A 22822-nucleotide genomic window follows, 5' to 3' on the forward strand; every position below is an offset into this window, starting at 1 on the left:
AACCCTCCTTTTTAGTTAAAAACTTTCACCTTGATAAACTATTATGTGATTTTTTTAAGGGATTAAATGCCTAATTTTACGCCACTTTTATTTTAAGCTATGAAAACAGATGTATTTGCTTTACGCCATATAGGCATTAAGGAAGAAAATCAAGAGCACATGCTCAAAACTGTAGGTACAGAAACCTTAGATCAGCTCATATATGAGACCATTCCTGATGATATCCGATTAAAAAAACCGTTAGAACTTAGTGCCGCCATGAGCGAGCATAAATTTCTGGCCCATATTCAAGAATTATCGGAGCAAAATGAAGTTTTTCGCACATACATTGGCTTAGGATATCACGAAAGTTTAACCCCTTCGGTAATCAAGAGAAATATTCTTGAAAACCCAGGTTGGTACACGGCCTATACTCCTTATCAGGCTGAAATCGCCCAAGGCAGATTGGAAGCCCTGTTAAATTTCCAAACGGTGGTAACGGACCTCACGGGAATGGAACTGGCAAATGCATCCCTATTGGACGAAAGTACTGCAGCTGCAGAGGCAATGACCATGTTATTCGATGTTCGTAGCCGTGACCAAAAGAAAAACGGCGTGTTAAAATTTTTCGTTTCAGAAGAAATACTACCACAAACCTTATCGCTTTTAAAAACCCGCTCTACCCCTTTGGGTATTGAACTAGTTATTGGCAATCACGAGGAATTTACTTTTGACCAGGATTTTTACGGTGCTCTATTACAATACCCAGGCAAATACGGACAGGTAAATGACTATTCCGATTTTGTAACCAAAGCCAAGGAAAATGATATGAAAGTGGCTGTTGCCGCAGATATCCTTAGTTTAACCCTTCTTACCCCTCCTGGTGAATTTGGGGTAGACGTTGTTGTAGGAACCACGCAAAGATTTGGTATTCCGTTAGGCTACGGTGGGCCACATGCCGCATTCTTTGCCACAAAAGAGGCTTATAAAAGAAATATTCCCGGACGGATTATTGGAGTTACTAAAGATACTGACGGTAAAACGGCCCTTAGAATGGCTCTACAGACCAGAGAACAACACATTAAAAGAGACAAGGCTACTTCAAATATATGTACCGCTCAAGTTTTATTGGCTGTTATGGCAGGAATGTATGCTGTATACCATGGTCCGGAAGGCTTAAAATATATTGCGAACAAGGTACATCGCACGGCAGTAACCTTAGCGGATGCCCTAGAAAAATTAGGATTATACCAAACCAATTCGTCCTATTTTGACACAATTACCATTAAGGCCGATGCCAAGAAGGTGAGAAAAGTAGCTGAAGAAAATGCGGTTAACTTCCTTTATATTGATGATGAAACTATTTCCATAGCGGTAAACGAGGCTACATCATTACAAGATCTTAACCAAATTATTTCAATTTTCGCCCAAGCCCTTGGAAAAAATGGGCAGGAAACGAATACTCTTTTAGACAAATCCGCTATCAGTTCAACCGTACAGCGCCAGTCTGCTTTTTTACAGAACGAAGTTTTCAATAGGTACCATTCCGAAACAGAACTCATGCGCTATATCAAAAAGCTAGAGCGCAAAGACCTTTCTCTAAACCATTCTATGATTTCTCTTGGTTCCTGCACCATGAAGTTAAACGCAGCTTCAGAAATGTTACCGTTGAGCATGGCCCGTTGGGCAAATGTTCATCCGTTCGTACCAATTGAACAAGCCAAAGGTTATCAGTTTATATTAAAGGAACTGGCAAAAGATTTATCCACTATAACCGGTTTTGCCGCTACATCGCTTCAACCCAATTCCGGGGCTCAAGGCGAATACGCAGGCCTTATGGTCATTAGAGCATACCATGAGTCCAGAAACGAAGGACATAGGGATGTTTGTATCATACCTGCCTCGGCACACGGCACTAATCCTGCTTCCGCGGTAATGGCAGGCATGAAAGTAGTGGTTACAAAAACAGATGAAAAAGGAAACATAGACGTATCCGACCTAGAGGACAAAGTTTCTAAACATTCGGAAAACCTTGCAGCCTTAATGGTTACCTACCCTTCTACGCACGGTGTTTTTGAGTCTTCTATTAAGCACATTACCCAACTAATACATGATAATGGCGGGCAAGTATATATGGATGGCGCCAATATGAACGCTCAAGTCGGCCTTACTAATCCCGCAATTATTGGTGCGGATGTTTGCCATTTAAACCTTCACAAAACCTTTGCCATACCTCATGGAGGCGGAGGTCCGGGTGTTGGCCCAATTTGTGTTGCGGAACAATTGGTTCCTTTTCTTCCCGGTAACCCCGTGATAGAAACTGGTGGAGATAATGCCATAACTGCAATATCCGCGGCGCCTTGGGGTAGTTCTTTGGTGTGCTTAATTTCCTATGGTTATATTAAAATGCTTGGTGAACAAGGATTAAGGCATTCTACCGAAATTGCCATATTGAACGCCAATTACATCAAACACAAATTAAGTGGAGCATACGATGTTCTCTATACCGGGGAAAAAGGACGCGCAGCCCATGAAATGATTATAGATTGTAGACCGTTTAAAAAGAATGGCATTGAGGTTACTGACATTGCTAAAAGACTAATGGACTATGGTTTTCACGCACCAACCGTCTCATTCCCTGTTGCGGGAACCATAATGATCGAGCCCACAGAAAGCGAAAGCTTGGCCGAACTAGACCGTTTTTGTGAAGCCATGCTGTCTATTCGAAATGAAATTAGAGAGGCATCGGCAGATGACCATAACAACGTTCTTAAAAATGCGCCGCATACACTTGAAATGTTGACCGGAGACGAATGGAACTTTCCGTACAGCAGACAAAAAGCGGCATTTCCACTTTCCTATATTCAAGAAAACAAATTTTGGCCTTCGGTTAGACGTGTGGACGATGCCTATGGAGACCGTAATTTAATATGCACCTGCGCACCCATAGAAGCATATGCAGAAGCAGAATAAAATGGCATAAACCCAACGAATACAAGCCTTTTCAAATGATTGAAAAGGCTTTTCCTTTTCTACGTACATTCTTAAAAACGTCTTGAACATCGTAATAATTATTATGCATGCATAATAATGAAGCCGTTCTTACGTACCTTGTTAGGTGATAAAATAATTTGCATTATGGCGATTGAGATTACAGGAACAGGAAGTTATATACCCTCGTTGGTAGTACCTAACGATAACTTTGAAGGTCATAATTTTTTAAACTCGGACGGCTCCCCTTTTGCGCATGACAATGCCGTTATTATTCAAAAATTTAAAGGCATAACCGGAATAAAGGAAAGACGCTATGCCGAAAACAATCTAAATGCCTCAGACATTGGTTTTCTTGCTGCTGAAAAGGCAATTACAAATTCAGGCATAGACAAAGAAACATTAGACTATATCATCTTTGCCCATAATTTTGGAGACGTCTCACCCAACAACGTACAAAGTGATATGTTGCCCAGTTTAGCAACACGGGTAAAACAACATTTACGTATTAAAAACCCTTCTTGTGTTGCTTATGATCTTATTTTTGGTTGCCCAGGATGGATACAGGGTGTTATTCAGGCCAATGCCTTCATTAAAAGTGGTATTGCCAAAAAATGTTTGGTTATTGGTGCTGAAACCCTATCTCGTATAATAGACCCACATGACAGGGACTCTATGATTTATTCCGATGGAGCGGGAGCTACTATTATAGAAAAAACAGAGGAATCCGGAGGAATACTGGCACATGCCAGTGCATCATACACCCAAGAGGAAGCTTATTTTTTATTCTTTGGAGAGTCGTACAACAAATTAAAGGACGATACCAAGTACATAAAAATGTTTGGCCGTAAAATTTACGAATTTGCCGTAACCCATGTACCCCAAGCCATGAAAGACTGTTTGGACGAAAGTGGTGTTGCCATAGACGACCTTAATAAAATATTCATACATCAGGCCAATGAAAAAATGGACGAAGCTATTATAAAGCGGTTCTACGGACTTTACAACCGCGAGGTGCCCGAAAATATTATGCCTATGAGTATAGGAAAACTAGGCAACAGTTCCGTAGCAACAGTGCCTACCCTGTATGATTTGGTACGCAACGGAAAAATACAAAATCAAGAGGTTCAAAAGGGAGATGTTGTTATCTTTGCCAGTGTTGGCGCAGGCATGAATATCAATGCCGTAGTCTACCGGATATGATTGAACCGGTAGAAACGCAAACCATGAAACTTGCAACCTGTTCAAATGTACGAGAAGACCTATCCGAGTAAACGTTTTCAGCATACCCTAGATTTCCTAAAGAAACATGTAACTCCAGACGAAACTGTTTTGGATCTTGGCGTGGCCAATCCGTTTTCAAAAATCATGATAGAGGAAGGCTACTCTGTTGAAAATACCAAAGGTGAAGACTTGGATATTGACTACTCCTCCTTGGTCAGTTCAAATGCAGACGTGGTTACGGCCTTTGAAATTTTTGAGCATTTATTAGCACCTTTTAATCCGCTTAGGGAAATTAAGGCAAACAAATTGGTGGCCAGTATTCCCCTAAAACTATGGTTTTCTCCTGCTTACCGCAGTAAAACAGACCCTTGGGACAGACATTATCATGAATTTGAAGATTGGCAATTTGACTGGCTTTTAGAAAAGGCCGGCTGGGAAATAAAAGATAGGGCAAAATGGACCAACCCTGTTAAAAAAATAGGTCTACGCCCCTTACTACGTAGTTTTACACCGCGCTATTATATCGTTTACGCGGAAAAAAAACAGATAAATTAGGCTTCTAATCTCAATTCAAATTCATAGCTTCTGACCCATTAATGTTTTATGGCCATGCACTACTATGTAATTGTTCCCGCACATAATGAAGAAAGCTTCTTAGCGGACACCTTGAATTCCATCCTAAGACAGTCGCTGCAGCCCAAAAGAGTCGTTGTAGTGAACGATAATTCTACAGACAATACAGAGGCCATTATTGACCAGTTCTTGAGCCTGAGTCCTATTTTTACAAAATTAAACACCGTATCCTCTACGGAACATATGCCAGGCAGCAAAGTTGTAAATGCGTTCAATAAAGGTTTAGAAATACTTGATAACGATTATGACTTTATCGCAAAACTAGATGCCGATATCATCCTACCCGATAACTATTTTGAAAAAATAGTCTATATCTTTAGAGGGCAACCTAAAGTGGGCATTGCCGGAGGTTTCATTTACGAACAGGCTGAAAATGGGCAATGGAAGCTAAACCACCCCATGGATAAAAACCACGTAAGGGGAGCATTTAAAGCCTATACTAAAAAATGCTTTAAAGCCATTGGGGGTTTAAGGAACGCTATGGGATGGGATACTATTGATGAATTGCTTGCCCAATATCATGGACATGAAATCTACACGGATGACGGCTTAAAGGTAAAACATCTAAGACCTACCGGGAATGCCTATAACCCCAAGGCCAAACTTCTACAAGGAAAAGCCATGTACACCATGAGATATGGTTTGGTCATTACCATAATCGCCTCATTAAAAATGGCTGTAAAGCAAAGAAAGCCAAAAGCCTTTGCAGACAACATGTATGGATTTTTTGAAGCTCAAAAAGAAAAGAAACAGTTTCTTGTCTCTAAAACCGAGGGCGAATTCATTAGAAGGTTACGCTGGCGAAATATCAAAAGAAAACTCTTCTAACACAAAAAGAACAAGTATTAAACAAAAAATGCCCGCTGTAACAGCGGGCATTTTTTGTTTGAGCGTTTGAATATATTATATACCCAACTCTTTCTTTACGTCTGCCAAAAGGTCTTTACCCTTAGCTACGATCAAACCTCCACCGGCTTGTGCATCAATTACGTAATCAAAACCTTGAGCTGCAGCTACTTTTTCAATTGCAGCTTTAGCCTTATCGGAGATAGGAGCAAAAAGTTCTCCTTGCTTCTTTTGAAGTTCTCTCTGTGCAGCTTGTTGCGCTTCACCAATATTCTTTTGAACTCCTTGAAGCTCTATTGCTCTTTTTTCGTTCTCTTCTTTTGATTTAGAAGGCGCCTCATTTTGGTACAAAGTAGCTTTGTTCTGAAACTCGGTCATTGAACTTTCTATATCCGCATTATAAGTCTCAGACAATTTTTTAAGCTCTGCTTCTGCACTTTTCATCTCCGGCATTGCACTTAATAATTGGGTAACATCAATATGTGCTACTTTGCTCTGTGCGTTAACAAAACTTGTAGTGGCTACAAACAATACTAAGGCTACTGCTATTTTCTTTAAGTGTTTCATGATAATTCTAGTTAAAATAATTGAGTGTTAATTTCTGGTTAATGTATATTTCTCGTTTCACATTTGCTAAGCAAATCGCCGCAATGTATTAAAATTATGTCTATTTAGCAGATGATTGCGAGACTTTGTTCAGTAAACCGTCTTACTCTTCAGTTTCTTCGTCATCTTGCCCGCTTCCTTGGCGTTCTTCTAACTTTTCTTTTCTCTTTGCTTCCCGTTCTTCCAACAACTTTTTTCTGCGTGCTTCATACGCTTTTTTACGCTCTTCTCTTAGCTTTAACTGCTCTGCACGTTTCTCTTCTGCTGTTTTCTCTCTTTCTTGTTGCGCCTTTTCGGCATTTTCTTTTCGTTCTTTAAGCGCATCGCTCATCTCTTCTTCGGCCTCTTCGTCATCAAACTTACTTCTACTATCCTTTTTAGGCTTACTTATCTTACGTGTTCTAGAAATGCCTCTTAGCACCAAATCACTAATATCATGCCTATTTTCTGAGTACAACATAACCACATCGGCAGATTTATCAAAAATAAAATCATACTTCTTGTTGGCACCTATTTTCTGTACTTCATTAAAAACCTGATCTTGTATAGGCTGGATTAAGCGTTTTTTTTGCAAAACCAAGTCGCCCTGAGGGCCAAAACGGTCTTGCTGATACTCTACCATCTCTTTTTCAAGAATCTGGATATCTTCTTCACGTTCTGCAATTAACTCATCTGTTAAGAGCACCCTTTCCGCCATTAGGTCTTTTTTTACCGCCTCTAGCTGACTTTGCTTTTGCTCTATATCTATCTTCCATTTCTGGACCTTATCCGCTAATTGCTTATTGGCATCTCTGTACTCCTCTACGTTCTCCAAGATATATTCCATATCTACGTAAGCAATACGTACACCACGCTGAGCAAAAGTATAGGCAGAACACAAGGTAAGTACCAATACAAAAAGAACGTTTGATTTTGTTTTCATTTCTTTATCGTTTTATCCAATAGAAAATATCGTGCCAAAATTACTAAAACTTTTAAAATGAGTGATTTAGCATAGTGACCGATTCTTTAAATTAAAACTGCTGGCCGATAATGAAGTGTGTTTGAAGTCCACTAGGTCCGTTTCCGATAGACTGTGGTCTAAGGTCTTCATCAAACCCGTAACCAAAATCAATACCTAACAACCCGAATGCCGGCATGAAAATGCGCAGCCCCACTCCGGCCGATCGTTTTATTTGAAACGGATTAAATTCCTGAAAATTGTTGAAGGCGTTACCTCCTTCCATAAATGCAAGCATATAAATGGAAGCTGAAGGTTTTAAAGTTAACGGATAACGTAGTTCTAGAGAGAATTTATTGTAAACCAAACCACCTTCTTGCTGGCCTGTAAGAGGGTCAATAGGCGTTAAGGATTGGTTCTCATACCCTCTTAACTGTACTACATCTCTTCCATCTAAAGTAAAGTTACCAAGGCCATCACCACCTACAAAGAAACGCTCAAAAGGAACATCTCCTACATCATTGTTATAGTTGCCCAAGAAACCGAACTCTGCATTGGTACGCATAACCAAATCACCTACCAAAGTAGTATACCAGTCTCCTTTAAACTTTACTTTATAGTACTCCAACCATCTAAAGCGTTGTTGATCGATATCCTCTAACTCTGCATTTTCCGAAGCTGTTAAGGTTTGGCCCAGAAGTCTACGATCAGCTTCTAATTGGGACAACTCTTCACTACGATCACGTAAGGACTCAAAGTCTTTATTGCTAAAGAGGGAGTAAGGAGGCGTAAATTTGGCCGTAACTTCAAAATTAGAACCTCCTCTCGGGAAAATACGCCCACCAGCGGTGGCATTTCTTGAAATTCCCAAAGTATAGGCAAAAGAATTAGATTTTCCGTTTCCAAAATTGAACAATCCTATATCATAGTTATTGAATTCATACAATTGGTAACTTAACGAGTGAGATATAGTAAAATAATCATCAGGCCATTGCACACGCTTAGCCAAACCTGCAGATATACCCGTTATAGCAAAACCACGATTTTTATCAACCTCTATTCTACTTCTGGAGGAATTATTGTAATCTACCCCAAATTGCTGCGTTCTAGAAAGGTTTAAACTAAATTGAACGGGTTTTCTACCTCCTAACCAAGGCTCCGCAAAGTTTAGACTGTACACCCTAAAGGTTCTACTGGCCTGTACCCGCATGGCAAAAGTCTGTCCGTCTCCCATAGGAACCGGTTTATACTCCTCCCCCTTAAATATATTTTTTATAGAAAAGTTATTAAAGGAAAGCCCCAATGTACCTATAAAGCCACCGCCGCCGTAACCACCTTGTAATTCTATCTGACTGGAACCGGATTCTACCAAGTTGTACTTAATATCTACCGTACCCTCGTTTGGATTAGGGTTAAGAATGTCCGGCTTAATTTGTTCCGCATCAAAATATCCTAGCTGCTGAAGTTCGCGAATGGTACGGATAATATCACTTTTATTGTATTTCTGGCCTGGACGCGTTCTTAATTCACGATAGATTACGTGATCGTTTGTACGATCGTTACCAACCACATCTATATGGTTAAGAAAGGTCTCTTTACCTTCTATAACACGTATTTCAAAATTAATGGTATCATTCTCTGCAGAAACCTCCACCGGATTAATACTTGAAAATAAATACCCGTTATTCTGGTACAAACTGGTAACATCATTAGGCTCCGGTTTAGAATCATCTGCAATACGTTCCCTTAATAAAACCCCATTGTAGGTATCTCCTTTTTTGATACCTAAAACCGCGGCCAATTGACGGTCTGTATACACACTGTTACCCACAAAATCAATATCTCCAAAGTAATATTTATTACCCTCTTCTATTTGATACTTTAAGATGATATTGTTTTCATCTACCTTGATTAAAGAGTCGGAAATGATACGGGCATCACGATAACCGTTCTCTGCGTACTTATCGGACAACAGTTCCAAATCATTCTCATAATCCTCTTCTATAAACTTGGATTTCTTCCAGAAACGCCAGAAACGTTTTTCTTTTGTTTTCTTAAAAGCACCTTTAAGTTTTTTATCGGACAACTGCTCGTTACCCTCAAAAATCATCTTTTTGATTTTTACCTTATCTCCCTTATTGATATTAATGACCATTTTCTGGGCATTGGTCTCAGAAGTATCCTTTGCAACAATAATGGAAGTTTTGGCATTCAGAAAACCTTGTTTTTTATACTTATTGTCAAGGTAATTCTTGGTATTGGCAATTAAACTCTCGGTAATTTTCTTACCCTTTTTTAGATCGGTATCCTTAAGAAGATCATCAACCTTTCTAGGTTTAACTCCATTTATAGTAACCCCTGAAAGAGTTGGTCTCTCAATAATATTCAATTCAAGAAAAACCTTATCCCCTTCTATATTAGTTATATAGAAATCGATATTTTTAAAAAGCTCAAGGCCCCAGAGTTTATTGATAATTCCGCTAATTTCCTCTCCTGGGAGCGTAATAGGTTGCCCCACACGTAAGCCGGTGTACGTTTTTACGGTCTGCTCGTTATAACTTTGCAGCCCAGTAACCTCTAACCCACCTAAAATGTATTTTTTACCGTCCTCAAAAGAAAGCTCTTGTGCGGCGCAAAATGTGGTTGCAAAAATTAATAGGAGTGTAATAAAAGGTTCGAAGGATATGAACCTTTTCATATCGCTAATTGAGTTGTTCGCTGGTTTTTCCAAATCTTCGTTCTCTGTTCTGATAACTTTTTATGGCTTCTGCCAAATGTTGACTACTAAAATCGGGCCAAAATACATCTACGAAATATAATTCCGCATAGGCGATTTGCCACAACAAAAAATTGCTGATACGATGCTCACCACTAGTACGGATAAGCAAATCTACATCTGGCAAATCATGCGTGTAAAGATGGTTATTAATAATGGTTTCGTCAATGTTTTCAATTGAAATTATATTATTTTTAACTTTGGCACTTATTTGTTTTACTGCACTTTTCAGCTCTTCCCGTGCACCATAACTTAAAGCCAAAGTAAGGGTCATTCCTGTATTTTCCCTCGTTTTTTCCATGACCTCTTTTAGCTCCTTATTGGCTTTTTTAGGTAAAGACTCAATATCCCCAATAGCATTTAATCTAATGTTGTTCTCAGAAAAAGTCTTTAGCTCTCTCTTTAGCGAAGACACTAAAAGCTTCATTAAAGTATCAATTTCAATCTTGGGTCTTTTCCAATTCTCAGTAGAAAAGGTATACAAGGTTAGATACTTAAGCTTGAGCTTAACGCAGTTCTCAACTGTGGCTCGCACCGTCTTAACTCCATTTTCATGCCCAAACACACGAAGTTTACCCTGCTTTTTAGCCCACCTACCATTTCCGTCCATAATTATGGCGAGGTGGCTGGGCATTTTATTTTCGTCTAATTCTTCTAGATTAACCATAAGGAATTGATCATACCACTCTAATACACATTCATTTATCCGGAGTAAATTTCATTTTCCAGTTCACAAAATGATGTTTTTTTTGAGCGCACGGCAAAAATAGCCTATAAATTTGAATTATACATAGTAAAGACCTAATGAAGAAAGGAAAAATGCCGTGTTACCTGAGTTTAAACTATTCAAAACACTCCATACATGGCTTTCTACCAAAGGTATAGGTTAAGGTAAAACCAGAGAACACGTACCAGTCATCACTAAAAACGTTCCCGAACCTAAGGTCGTTCAATTGACGGCTAACATTAAGTTTTTCTGGATTACTACCATCTAGATTATCCGTAAAAGTATAACGGGCACCTATTTCCGCACCTAAAATAAGGAACTGGTTTAAACGAATCTTTGCCCCAACGGTCATTGGAATAGCAAAGGAACCATCTCTTTGAGAGACATCTAAAAACTGACCGGCATCAAAATAGTTATAGTCATATCTAAAATAGGTAAGGCCGGTATATAAATATGGTGTAAATGCAGGCCCTAACCTATGCAAGTTATACTCTACAAAGTTAAATTCCAGACCGGCAGAAGCTTCTAATAAAGAATTATCCATAACGTATCCTCTCTGCTGTCTAGAAGGATCGTTAGACTTAGTATCATCTGCCGTAAATTTACCGTAGATTACACTGGCACGCCATGCATACCGCTTAGCTATATTCCATTTAAAAATACCCCCAAGGGCAATATCCGAAGGTAAAATATAATTAGTCCGGCCTACATCTCCAATGGCATTGGCGCCTCCGGCAAAAATACCGGCTTCATAGGTTTGAGCCCCTACACTTCCAAAAGTGCACAGCAAGACTATGATAATGAATTGCTTCATAAATAGTATTAGTTTGCGAATATAACAATTGCACCCAACTATTATATTAATGTTCTCACATGATAAACAGGATTTGCGGTTTTTTATTGCCCGCTCAAGATTCAATTACGCCGATCTTCCCCCCACAATAGTTTATTCCGAAGTGTTTTTAAAAAGCTCTCCGATGTATATTCTATCATTTTAATTGTGAAGCCGGCTTTTTTTATACGAATTTCCTTTCCATTCTCCACAGATGCTATTCTAGAATCCAGCGAAATAAGATGGTTATCTTCCCTTCCCGAAACCTTTAACCTTATTTGTGTATCATCTGAAATAACCAACGGCCTAGCATTTAGGTTATGCGGTGCAATTGGGGTAAGTACCAAAGATTTTGCTGTAGGTTCAATGACCGGCCCGCCACAACTTAAAGAATACCCTGTAGAACCCGTGGGCGTAGAAATAATAAGCCCATCTGCCCAATAAGACGTAAGGTATTCATTGTTCAAATAGGTTTCAACCGTAATCATAGAAGTAGTATCCTTTCTACTTACCGTAATCTCGTTCAAAGCAAAATACAGTTCGTTCAATTCCGAAATCTCATCCCCATTATCAACTTCAACCAAACTACGTTCTACAACAGTATAAGCACCCTTGTTAAATTCTTGCACTACTTTACGCACTTCCTCCTTGCTAAACGTAGAAAGAAAACCGAGACGGCCCGTGTTTACCCCAACAATGGGTATTCCCAAATCCCTTACAAATGTAGTTGCCCTTAAAATAGTACCGTCACCACCAAAACTAACGAACATATCAAAAGAACCGTCTAACCCTTCAGTATCCGTGAATACCTGATACCCATCTGATGCATGTTTTTCGGAGAGAAAATCGTGAAATTCCTTTTCAATGGCTATTACGGCACGCGCTTTTTCAAACTCATCAAGCAACTCCATTACATATTGCAAGGTGTCCTCTTGATACATTTGACTGTAAATAGCAACTTTCATCCCTTAATTTTTATCTTTATTACCAAGGCCTTTTTGACCTTATGCGACAAAAATAAGGATTGTACCCTTGACTAATTACCCTTTTCAAAGATAATCGCAAGAAATTCTATACGTTGAGATATTTATCCAGATAATCGGACCGTTCCTTTAAATCTTCCAAGAACTGGTCATCTGTATTCCCGAACAACACATTGTAGTTATAACGGCGGAATGTCTGCAGAATGTCGTTTAAATTTGAAGAGGCAATTTTAATAGTTATCTGCACAACATCATTCTTAGAATCGGTAATAAAGCCGCCTATCAACTTGGTGTTATTACTTTCAACAATTTGTGCAATTTCACTAAACGAGTAATCCTTAATACCCTTGGCCACAACTATAATACCACCTGGTTCCGTAAAAAACGGGGTGTCTATAAAAACGCTTACTATATCCGTAAGGTCATAATAACCATCAATTCTACCTTTTTCATCAATTATAGGTACAAGATTGGCCTCATTTCTAGCAAAAACCTCCAAAACATCTAACCAACTGGTTTCTTTCCGAACAAAAAAGGTCTCCAAATCATAACGATATTGCTCTACCTTTTTGTTGGTATCAAAATTTTCTAGGTCATTTTCACTTAACACACCAAGATAAGCCCCGTTCTCGGTAACTGCAACGTGCGAGTACGTGGTATCCTTAAAAAAGGTGATTATCTCTAATAGTGAATCCCCTATTTTATAGGACGGAATGTTCGTTACTATGTGGTCTTGAATATGCATAACTCTTTCTACTAAACGCAAAATACTAATTAAAAATATCAAAAGGTATGCCTAATTTGTATTTTTGTACCAAATGGTTAATTCTATCGGCAAATGACAAAACTAAGCGTAAACATAAACAAGATTGCAACTCTAAGAAACGCCAGGGGTGGCAATATGCCGGATTTATTAAAAACCGCAGCGGATATAGAGTCTTTTGGCGCCGAGGGTATTACCATACACCCTAGGCCTGACGAAAGACACATTCGTTACCAAGATGCCCGAGACCTAAAAAACTTGGTCACCACGGAATATAACATAGAAGGAAATCCTATTGGACAATTCGTAGACCTAGTTTTGGAAGTACGCCCTACACAAGTTACACTTGTACCGGACGCCGTAGACGCCATTACCTCTAATGCAGGATGGGACACTGTTAAACACCAAGCTTTTTTAATAGACGTTATCCAAACTTTTAAGGATGCAGGAATCAGAACCTCTATTTTTGTTGATGCCGATGCCAAAATGGTTGAAGCAGCTGCCAAAACCGGTACGGACCGTATTGAGCTGTATACAGAAAGTTACGCGGAACAGTACGCCAAAGGAAATCATAGCCAAGGGGTGAGTCCGTTTACCGAAGCTGCCAAAGTTGCACAGCAATGTAACTTAGGCATCAATGCCGGACACGACCTAAGCTTGGACAATATAAAGTACTTTAAGGAAAATGTACCGCATTTATTGGAAGTCTCTATAGGGCATGCCCTAATCTGCGAGTCGCTTTACCTTGGCTTGGAGAACGTTGTAAATATGTACCTGAACAAATTAAAATGACCGAAACCCTACACTCCAAAATATTAGGAACCGGCACTCCCCTATTGATTCTGCATGGGTTCCTAGGAATGTCCGATAACTGGAAAACACTAGGCAACCAGTATGCTAAAGAAGGTTTTGAGGTACACCTCATTGATCAGCGGAACCATGGCAAAAGTTTTTGGTCCAATGATTTTGACTACGACCTTCTTAGCGAAGACCTCAAAACCTATATGGAAACCAATCAATTGGAAAATGCCATGATCATTGGCCATTCCATGGGTGGTAAGACCGCTATGCAATTTGCTTGCAACTACCCTAATCTCGTAAGCAAAATGATTGTTGCAGATATTGGGCCTAAATTCTACCCGCCGCACCATCAACCCATTATTGATGGATTGAACGCTATAGACCTAAGCACCATTTCATCAAGAAACGAGGCCGATTCCGAACTCGGGAAATACATTACGGATTTTGGAACAAGACAATTCTTGCTCAAGAACCTTTACTGGGTGGAAAAAGGACAATTAGGTTTTAGATTCAACCTGAAGGTCCTAAGTGAGAAAATGAACGAAATTGGTGAGAACATAGGCACTACCGACTCTTATGACGGCCCAACCCTTTTTCTTCGCGGAGACCGGTCGGAATATATAATGCAAAGCGATCTTGAAGTTATTGAAACACATTTTTCAAATTCTGAATTACAAACCATAGATAACGCGGGCCATTGGCTACATGCGGAAAACCCAAAACAGTTTTTTGAAAAATCTATTCGGTTCTTAAAGTCATAACCACGCCTTAAAACTATTTTTCTTAACAAAGACGTCTAGAGAGGACCGTACGCAATACTAAAAACAACAAAATCTTTTCTTTATCTTTAAGGGTGGCATAATTATTTGCCCCTAACTAAAAAACACCTTTCAATTATGAAACTCATTTTACGTGTTCTCCTAAGTGCTCTTGCTGTAGTTATACTTTCAAAAATATTACCACACGTCTCCGTAGACAGTTATATGACAGCGGTTATAGTAGCCATCGTACTCAGCCTTTTAAATTTTATAGTAAAACCTATTTTAGTGATACTTACACTGCCGGTTACTGTACTAACGCTAGGTCTGTTCCTACTCATAATCAATGCAATAATTATTTTTCTAGCAGACAATCTCATAGATGGCTTTAACGTAGACGGTATTTTATGGGCCATAATTTTCAGCCTATTATTATCCTTTCTTCAATCTATATTGTTTTCTCTTTTGAAAGAGGATAAAAAATCGTAACGATTGTTTGAATCTCAACGATTTAAAAACTTGCTAGGGTACATTAATTGTAGTACTTTTGCATCCCATTTTATGGAAACAAAAAAGAAGATTTAGATGAATATTACAAAAGAGCAGATCGACGATCTAAATGCCGTCGTTAAAGTGGCCATCACCAAAGAAGATTACCAAGAAAAGGTAGACAGTATTCTAAGTGACTATAGAAAGCAGGCCAATGTACCTGGTTTTAGAAAAGGCCACGTACCAATGGGGCTAATAAAAAAGCAATACGGAAAGGCCGTTTTGGTAGACGAAGTAAACAAACTTCTTCAAGATAACCTTAACAAATATCTTACCGAAGAAAAATTAGATGTTCTTGGCAACCCACTTCCTAAGCAACAAGATAATTTTGACTGGGACAATGAAGAATTGGCTTTTGAATTTGAGTTAGGTCTAGCTCCTGAGTTTGAGGTTCCTTTAAAAACAAAGAAACCTATCACCCACTATAAAATCGTTGCCGATGATAAAATGGTAAACGAGCAAGTAGAACGTATTCAAAAACAATACGGAAAACTTATCAGCAAAGATGCCGTTGAAAAAAACAACGAAGTAACCGGTACTTTCAAAAACGAGGAAGCGGAAATTGACAATAAAGCCACTTTAGAACTTGACAAAATCAAGAGCAAAAAAGCTTTGGACGCTTTAAAAGGCAAAAAAGTAGGCGATGTGGTTACACTAAAATCTAAAGGTCTTTTTAAAGAAGACTACTTGCTTTCCAGTGTTTTTGGTGTTTCTCAAGATAAAGCTGCAGACTTAGATGTTGAAGCTACTTTTACCATTGAGGAAATTAATGAAAGAGAGCCTGCTGCTTTGGACCAGGAGCTTTTTGATAAACTTTTTGGTGAAGGCGAAGTTAAATCTGAAAAAGACTTGAAACAACGTATCAAGGACGATTCAGAAAAACAATTTGAGCAACAGTCCGATCAGAAGTTACTGAATGACATTACTGAATATTTTATAGAAAACACCAAATTTGAACTTCCAACAGAGTTCTTGACCAAGTGGATTCAGATGACCGGTGAAAACCCGTTAACGGAAGAAGAAGCCAATGAGGAATATGAAAAATCCGAAAAAGGACTTCGTTACCAGCTAATTGAAGGTAAGGTCATTAAAGATAACAATATTGAACTTCAGTTTGACGAGTTGAAAGAATTTGCCAAAGGTTTCATTAAATCTCAAATGGCACAATTTGGCCAATTAAACCCTCAAGAAGAAGAATTGGATAATATAGCTGCTCGTGTATTGGGCAACCAAGACGAAGTTAAGCGTCTGTCCGAACAACTAATGAGCCAAAAATTACTTACCCTTTACAAAGAGAAAGTAAACCTTAAGACCAAAGAGGTTACTTACGAAAACTTTGTGAAGGAAGTATACGGGTAATATTTCCAAAAAATTATAAGTATCTTTACGGTGCCGAAAATGTGATTTTCGGCACCTTTTTTTATTTCATGCCCCAGGGTACTTAAACATCGAACAGAAAAATATGGATTACGGAAAAGAATTCAAGAACTACGCTATAAATCACCAAGGTATTAGCAGTACCTATTACGATTCGATCTTAACGAGCATGTATCCCGTTGGTCTTACCCCCAACATTATTGAAGAACGTCAAATGAACGCCGTTGCCATGGACGTATTTTCAAGATTAATGATGGACCGTATCATCTTCTTGGGAACCGGTATTAATGATCAGGTAGCAAACATTGTACAGGCACAATTATTGTTTTTGGCCAGTACGGATGCACAAAAAGATATTCAGATTTACATTAACTCACCAGGTGGAAGCGTGTATGCCGGCCTAGGAATCTATGACACTATGCAGTTCATTGCTCCGGACGTTGCCACCATTTGTACCGGAATGGCCGCCTCAATGGGCGCGGTGCTTCTTTGTGCAGGTGAAAAAGGCAAACGAAGTGGTTTAACCCACTCTAGAGTAATGATTCACCAACCTATGGGCGGTGCTCAGGGCCAAGCAAGCGATATTGAAATTACCGCACGTGAAATCTTGAAGCTAAAATCAGAATTATACGAAATCATAGCCAAGCATTCAGGCCAGACCATAGACAAGGTCAACGAAGATAGTGACCGTGATTATTGGATGAAAGCCGAGGAAGCTAAGTCCTATGGTATGATTGATGAAATTTTGGTAAGGGGGAAAGAATAATTTCGACCAAATGCTCATAACTAATTGGTTTTTCGAGTAAAACGATGAACCAAAACGCATTTATTTGCGTTTATTTTTCAAAGAAAGTACACTTTAATATGGCTAAAGAAAATTTAGAATGTTCCTTTTGTGGCAGAAAAAAGCCTGAGACCAATCTTTTGATTGCAGGTCTTGATGCACACATATGCGATCGATGTATAGAGCAAGCCCATGGTATTGTTACCGAAGAATCAAGACAGACCAAAACTAATGACCTTTCTTCAGAACTTACCCTGAAGAAACCTATTGATATTAAATCATTTTTAGACACTTACGTTATTGGTCAAGAGCGTACCAAAAAAGTAATGTCCGTTGCCGTTTACAATCACTACAAAAGGCTTTTGCAGCCCAAGTCAAAGGAAGACGACATAGAGATTCAGAAAAGTAACATTATAATGGTGGGTCAAACAGGTACGGGAAAAACCCTTATCGCAAAGACCATTGCAAAGATGCTAAATGTTCCTTTGGCCATTGTAGATGCTACCGTTTTGACGGAGGCTGGTTATGTTGGAGAAGATGTAGAAAGTATCCTTACCCGATTATTACAGGCCGCAGATTACAATTTGGAAAAAGCGGAGCGCGGTATTGTTTTTATTGATGAAATTGATAAAATAGCGCGTAAAAGTGATAACCCGTCCATTACCCGAGATGTATCCGGAGAAGGGGTTCAGCAAGGCTTACTTAAATTACTTGAAGGTACGGTTGTAAATGTTCCGCCAAAAGGAGGAAGAAAACATCCGGACCAAAAGTTTATTGAGGTAAATACCGAAAACATTCTCTTTATAGCAGGTGGTGCTTTTGACGGAATTGAACGCGCCATTACCAAAAGGCTGAACATGCAGGCCATAGGATATAGCGCAGCTAAAAGTGATGACGCCTTGGATTTGGAGAACATTCTTCAATATATAATTCCAAAAGATTTAAAAGAGTTTGGCCTAATTCCTGAGATTATAGGAAGACTTCCGGTACTTACACATATGAATCCGTTGGATGAGAAGACCTTAAGAGCTATTCTTACAGAACCTAAAAATGCGATAATCAAACAGTATGAAAAGCTGTTCGCTATGGATGATATTACTTTTTCCATTACGGACCAAGCCTTGGATTACATTGTTCAAAAAGCTATTGAGTACAAATTGGGCGCGAGGGGTCTTAGATCGTTGTGCGAGGCTATTTTTACCGATGCTATGTTTGAAATGCCTAGTAACGATGAAACGGAATTTAAAGTTACTAAGCCTTACGCCGAAAATAAATTATCTTACGAGACCATTAAAAAACTGAAAGCAGTTTCTTAAACCTCTGGTTATAAAGCAACAAAAAGCGGAATCAAAATATTTTTGATTCCGCTTTTTTTTATTTTCTTGAGTGTTAGTTTAAAACCTCTTTACTCTTTATATCACTTTTTGCTTATTCGTTTTTCCTGAAACCTGCGTAGCCGTATTCAGCAAGTCAAGACAAACCTTTTTGATTATCTTTTCATCAGTGTACATATTATGGCTAAACCCTTTTACAAGCTCTCCTTCTACTCCAACTTCTTTGTACCAAGAAGCTTTGGGCCTATACACATCGGCATCGCCAAATAAAAGTCTCATTGGTACTTCTGGTTTTTCTACTTCCGAGCGTACCCTGGTAGAAGAGACCGCGTATAATGATTTCATAGCCAAACCGGAAAGCGCAGCTTTCCAAGCTATAGCTCCTCCAATACTAAAACAAAGGTAGTGTGCCGGTTCTTTTTCTTTTTTTAGAAGATGTGCTACTGCCGTTTCTATACCTCCATTAACGAAAGCTTGATGAATATTCTCCTCTGAGTTTACTTTAACATCTATATTTCCCAATTGCTGGCAATCATAAAAAGTAATATTAAAATGCTGCTGAAGATATCCTAGGTATGAAGTAATCCAGAGCCCCTTTTTAGCTCCCCACATGTCGGATATGATTACAAGTCTTTCTGCCATAATATTAAATTTAATTTGCCTTTAGGTTAGTTTTGGGAATCAATTTCAATATTAAACGGGCAAATACCACTTTTAATTGTTCATTTGAAGCAATTCTTCGATATAGTCCCTTTTATTGGATAACCTAGGTATCTTATGCTGTCCGCCCAACTTCCCTTTTAGCTTTAACCAATCATAAAAAAGGTTTTCTCGGGCAATATGAATGGTAGGCATATTCAACGTAATATTATTATAGCGTTTGGCCTCATAATCTGAGTTTAAAGCCTTTAAAGCATTGTCCAGATATTCCGTAAATACGTTTATATCATCTGGCGGGTTCCTAAACTCAATAACCCACTCATGCGCCCCTTTTTCTTTCTCTACCATAAAAATTGGGCCAGCGGTATAATCCTTAATTTCAGCACCGGTCTTAAGGCAAATATTCTTAAGCGCTTCTTCGGCATTTTCAATAATCAACTCCTCTCCAAAGACATTGATATGGTGTTTTGTGCGGCCGGTAACTTTGATTCTATAGGGACTGGTAGATGTAAATTTAATAGTGTCGCCAATCTTATAGCGCCACAAACCGGAATTCGTGGTAATTATAATCGCATAATTGGTATTCTTTTTCACCTCCCACAACGGAATGGCCATTTGCCCTTCCGTGCCATACTCACTCATTGGAATAAACTCATAAAATATTCCATAATCCAGCATTAGCAATAAATCATCTGCATTATTACGGTCCTGAATGGCAAAAAAACCTTCGGAGGCATTATAAATTTCATAGTACTTAAAGCTTTTTCGCGGCAGCAGTTTCTTATACTGTTCCTCATAAGGGTTAAAACTTACTCCACCATGAAAATAGACCTCAAGGTTTTCCCACACCTGGAACAAATTGTCCTTACCCGTTTCTTGCAACACCTTATTAAGAAGCACCAACATCCAAGAAGGCACTCCTGCCAAACTGGTTACATTTTCTTGGGTACTTTCTTTTATAATGGCCTTTAACTTGCTCTCCCACTCGCTCATTAAAGACACCTTACTACTTGGCGTACTGCTGAATTCTGCCCACAACGGCATATTATCAATAAGTATTGCGGACAAATCCCCAAAATAGGAACCGTTGTCCTCGTACAACTCCTTACTCCCCCCTAACCTGAGACTCTTTCCTGTAAATAATTGAGAGTTTTCATTATTGTTCAAATAGAGACAAAGTAAATCTTTCCCCGATTTATAATGACAATCTTCAAGCGCTTCCTCACTTACAGGAATAAACTTGCTCTTGGCATTAGTGGTACCACTACTCTTGGCGAACCATTTAATAGATGTTGGCCAAAATATATTCTGTTCACCGCGGCGTGTACGTTCTATAATCGGTTCAATCTCTTCATAAGAAGAAACAGGAACCCGCTCCCTAAAAGTTTCATAGCTATTGATGGACTCAAAGTCATACTTTCTACCAATTTCTGTGTCTTCGGCAATTTCAATAAGTTGATGAAGCACTTCTTCCTGAACCTCTTCCGGGTATTTCAAAAAAAGTTCTATCTGGTGATATCGCTTTTTCAGCAACCAAGAAGCAATAGAATTGAATAAGGTAATCGGCATTTTTGGGTATCTTTGAATTCGCTAAATTTAGCTTTAATACTTATCATTTTCAAATACATTTTAAATCATACTTTTTTATGCAGTACGAAGGCGTTCTAAGAAAAATGCAGACCGAAATAGGAAATCCCATTCAATACTACATGGTTTTTGAAAATGATTTTTTAAATGTAAATCAAATCTTGGACAAAGCGCTTGAAATCAATTTTATAAAATTCCAATGTTTAAATTGTGGTAGGGACCGTCCCATTTTTCGTCAAGGTTTCTGTAAGACCTGCTTTTACGAAACCCCTTCTGCAGGTGATTGGATTATGCGACCCGAATTGAGCACTGCCCACTTGGACAAAGAAGACCGTGATCTTGAATATGAGAAAAAAGCACAATTACAACCTCATATTGTTTATTTGGCCAATTCAAGCAATATTAAAGTAGGGGTTACACGTAAAGCCCAAGTACCTACACGATGGATAGACCAAGGGGCGCACGAAGCTATTGAAATCGTAGAAGTTCCCAATAGATATTTAGCGGGAATAACCGAAGTTGCCCTAAAAGACCACGTAGGCGACAAAACCAACTGGCGAAAAATGCTGACCAATAACGTTGAGGACGAAAATCTGGTTGAATGGCGAAATAAGCTAAAACAATACATTCCGGATGAAGCCCAAGAATACTATATTGCCGATAATGCCGAAACCAATCTTGAGTTTCCCGTCCTTGAATACCCGGAAAAAGTAAAAAGCCTCAATTTGACCAAAACCCCAAATTACAAAGGGATTTTAAAAGGGATTAAAGGCCAATATTTTATTTTTGAGGACAATACCGTTTTTAACGTTCGTAGCAACGAAGGCTACTATGTATCGCTTCAAATTAGCTAATCACATAAACCCCATAAACCTCTAGCTAATACTTTTGAACCAAAAATTGTACGTTTAGGACTATTCCTCCTCCTCCAGCACAGGTATCTTGTAGCCAGAAGAAAATAGACCTTTATGACGCTAGAAGATTCAAAAAGCAAAAGCAAATGGCCCGTATACTTATCCCTCACCTTGGCAGGTATTCTTGTTGCCGGTTATTTTACAGTACCCTCTCTTGAATCTTTTTTTAACGAGGCTTGGCAAGTATTAACTAGCGGCAATAGAAAAGAGGTTGAAAACTGGGTGTCACAGTTTGGAGCATGGGGACCCATTGTTTTAATTGCAGCAATGGTAGCACAAATGTTCATGATAGTAGTACCATCTATAGTACTTATGGTAGCCTCGGTTCTTGCTTACGGACCAATTTGGGGCAGTATTATCATCTTTGGAGCAGTGTTCTTGGCTTCCTCCGTGGGCTACGCCATTGGCAAACTTTTAGGCAAAGACCAAGTAGAACGTATCATAGGCAAGAAAACAGAGGAAAAGGTATCCGGGTTTTTAGAGGATTATGGGTTTTGGGCAGTAATAGTAACCCGCTTAAATCCATTTTTATCCAATGACGCCATAAGCTTTGTTGGCGGCATTCTACGAATGGGCTACTGGAAATTTATAGGGGCAACCCTTATCGGAATTGCCCCACTTACTCTTTTTATTGCCATTCTTGGTAAAAGCACCAATAGCATGAAAACCGGTCTACTGTGGGGTTCTCTAATTAGCCTAGCTATATTTTTAGGCTACGTTTGGTACGATAAAAAACACAAGCAAAATGCCTGAATTGG

General features: G+C 38.9%; 21 protein-coding genes. 12 read left to right on the forward strand and 9 right to left on the reverse strand.

The window, feature by feature from the left end; translation table 11 throughout:
• Positions 1-99 precede the first annotated feature (99 nt).
• From gcvP to KO513_RS07680, 4 genes are all read left to right on the forward strand, one after another.
• Positions 100-2952 carry an aminomethyl-transferring glycine dehydrogenase gene (gcvP, locus tag KO513_RS07665; protein ID WP_215912918.1) on the forward strand — a complete coding sequence of 951 codons (2853 nt, stop codon included), beginning with the start codon at positions 100-102 and terminating at the stop codon, positions 2950-2952.
• Between the two features lie 165 nt (positions 2953-3117).
• The gene (locus KO513_RS07670) at positions 3118-4173 is read left to right on the forward strand and encodes a 3-oxoacyl-ACP synthase III family protein (protein WP_215912919.1); all 1056 of its coding nucleotides are present in this window, start codon (positions 3118-3120) and stop codon (positions 4171-4173) included.
• Positions 4174-4218: 45 nt separating this feature from the next.
• The gene (locus KO513_RS07675) at positions 4219-4749 is read left to right on the forward strand and encodes a methyltransferase (RefSeq protein WP_215912920.1); all 531 of its coding nucleotides are present in this window, start codon (positions 4219-4221) and stop codon (positions 4747-4749) included.
• 54 nt (positions 4750-4803) lie between these two features.
• Positions 4804-5655 carry a glycosyltransferase family 2 protein gene (locus KO513_RS07680; protein WP_215913988.1) on the forward strand — a complete coding sequence of 284 codons (852 nt, stop codon included), beginning with the start codon at positions 4804-4806 and terminating at the stop codon, positions 5653-5655.
• Between the two features lie 75 nt (positions 5656-5730).
• On the opposite strand, the gene KO513_RS07685 is transcribed toward KO513_RS07680, so the two are convergent.
• The 7 genes from KO513_RS07685 to KO513_RS07715 form a co-directional block, all read right to left on the reverse strand.
• The gene (locus KO513_RS07685; protein WP_215438446.1) at positions 5731-6240 is read right to left on the reverse strand and encodes an OmpH family outer membrane protein; all 510 of its coding nucleotides are present in this window, start codon (positions 6238-6240) and stop codon (positions 5731-5733) included.
• A gap of 142 nt (positions 6241-6382) precedes the next feature.
• Positions 6383-7201 carry an OmpH family outer membrane protein gene (locus KO513_RS07690; RefSeq protein ID WP_215912921.1) on the reverse strand — a complete coding sequence of 273 codons (819 nt, stop codon included), beginning with the start codon at positions 7199-7201 and terminating at the stop codon, positions 6383-6385.
• 91 nt (positions 7202-7292) lie between these two features.
• On the reverse strand, positions 7293-9917 hold the full coding sequence (locus tag KO513_RS07695) for a BamA/OMP85 family outer membrane protein (protein ID WP_215912922.1): 2625 nt from the start codon (positions 9915-9917) through the stop codon (positions 7293-7295).
• Between the two features lie 4 nt (positions 9918-9921).
• Positions 9922-10662, reverse strand: coding sequence for an isoprenyl transferase (locus tag KO513_RS07700; RefSeq protein ID WP_215912923.1), 741 nt, complete (start codon positions 10660-10662; stop codon positions 9922-9924).
• 175 nt (positions 10663-10837) lie between these two features.
• Positions 10838-11536 (reverse strand): DUF6089 family protein, encoded by a 699-nt coding sequence (locus KO513_RS07705; RefSeq protein WP_215438450.1) that lies wholly within the window; start codon positions 11534-11536, stop codon positions 10838-10840.
• 101 nt (positions 11537-11637) lie between these two features.
• Positions 11638-12519: an NAD kinase gene (locus KO513_RS07710; protein WP_215912924.1), complete on the reverse strand. Its 882-nt coding sequence runs from the start codon at positions 12517-12519 to the stop codon at positions 11638-11640.
• Between the two features lie 106 nt (positions 12520-12625).
• The gene (locus KO513_RS07715; RefSeq protein ID WP_317195431.1) at positions 12626-13303 is read right to left on the reverse strand and encodes a CBS domain-containing protein; all 678 of its coding nucleotides are present in this window, start codon (positions 13301-13303) and stop codon (positions 12626-12628) included.
• A gap of 72 nt (positions 13304-13375) precedes the next feature.
• On the opposite strand from KO513_RS07715, the gene KO513_RS07720 reads away from it, so the two are divergent.
• From KO513_RS07720 to clpX, 6 genes are all read left to right on the forward strand, one after another.
• Positions 13376-14092: a pyridoxine 5'-phosphate synthase gene (locus KO513_RS07720; protein WP_215912925.1), complete on the forward strand. Its 717-nt coding sequence runs from the start codon at positions 13376-13378 to the stop codon at positions 14090-14092.
• On the forward strand, positions 14089-14862 hold the full coding sequence (locus tag KO513_RS07725; RefSeq protein WP_215912926.1) for an alpha/beta fold hydrolase: 774 nt from the start codon (positions 14089-14091) through the stop codon (positions 14860-14862). The genes KO513_RS07720 and KO513_RS07725 overlap by 4 nt, the downstream gene beginning before the upstream one ends.
• A 135-nt stretch (positions 14863-14997) precedes the next feature.
• Positions 14998-15348 (forward strand): phage holin family protein, encoded by a 351-nt coding sequence (locus KO513_RS07730; protein ID WP_215438454.1) that lies wholly within the window; start codon positions 14998-15000, stop codon positions 15346-15348.
• A gap of 96 nt (positions 15349-15444) precedes the next feature.
• Positions 15445-16767 (forward strand): trigger factor, encoded by a 1323-nt coding sequence (tig, locus tag KO513_RS07735; RefSeq protein ID WP_215438455.1) that lies wholly within the window; start codon positions 15445-15447, stop codon positions 16765-16767.
• Between the two features lie 103 nt (positions 16768-16870).
• Entirely contained in the window at positions 16871-17551 is a 681-nt protein-coding gene (clpP, locus tag KO513_RS07740) for an ATP-dependent Clp endopeptidase proteolytic subunit ClpP (RefSeq protein ID WP_215438456.1), read from the forward strand.
• Between the two features lie 98 nt (positions 17552-17649).
• The gene (gene clpX, locus KO513_RS07745) at positions 17650-18885 is read left to right on the forward strand and encodes an ATP-dependent Clp protease ATP-binding subunit ClpX (RefSeq protein ID WP_215438457.1); all 1236 of its coding nucleotides are present in this window, start codon (positions 17650-17652) and stop codon (positions 18883-18885) included.
• 96 nt (positions 18886-18981) lie between these two features.
• On the opposite strand, the gene KO513_RS07750 is transcribed toward clpX, so the two are convergent.
• Together KO513_RS07750 and KO513_RS07755 are read right to left on the reverse strand one after the other, a co-directional pair.
• Positions 18982-19545 (reverse strand): hypothetical protein, encoded by a 564-nt coding sequence (locus KO513_RS07750; RefSeq protein ID WP_215912927.1) that lies wholly within the window; start codon positions 19543-19545, stop codon positions 18982-18984.
• Positions 19546-19617: 72 nt separating this feature from the next.
• Complete coding sequence (locus KO513_RS07755; RefSeq protein WP_215912928.1) at positions 19618-21132, reverse strand: GH3 auxin-responsive promoter family protein; 1515 nt, start codon at positions 21130-21132, stop codon at positions 19618-19620.
• Between the two features lie 77 nt (positions 21133-21209).
• Between KO513_RS07755 and KO513_RS07760 the strand changes: the two genes are divergently transcribed.
• Together KO513_RS07760 and KO513_RS07765 are read left to right on the forward strand one after the other, a co-directional pair.
• Positions 21210-22004, forward strand: a complete 795-nt coding sequence (locus KO513_RS07760) for a DUF2797 domain-containing protein (protein ID WP_215912929.1) — start codon at positions 21210-21212, stop codon at positions 22002-22004.
• Positions 22005-22118: 114 nt separating this feature from the next.
• Positions 22119-22817, forward strand: coding sequence for a TVP38/TMEM64 family protein (locus tag KO513_RS07765; RefSeq protein WP_215912930.1), 699 nt, complete (start codon positions 22119-22121; stop codon positions 22815-22817).
• The last annotated feature ends 5 nt before the right edge of the window (positions 22818-22822 follow it).

It is taken from the genome of Zobellia sp. B3R18, from assembly GCF_018860715.1.
Lineage (GTDB): Bacteria > Bacteroidota > Bacteroidia > Flavobacteriales > Flavobacteriaceae > Zobellia > Zobellia russellii.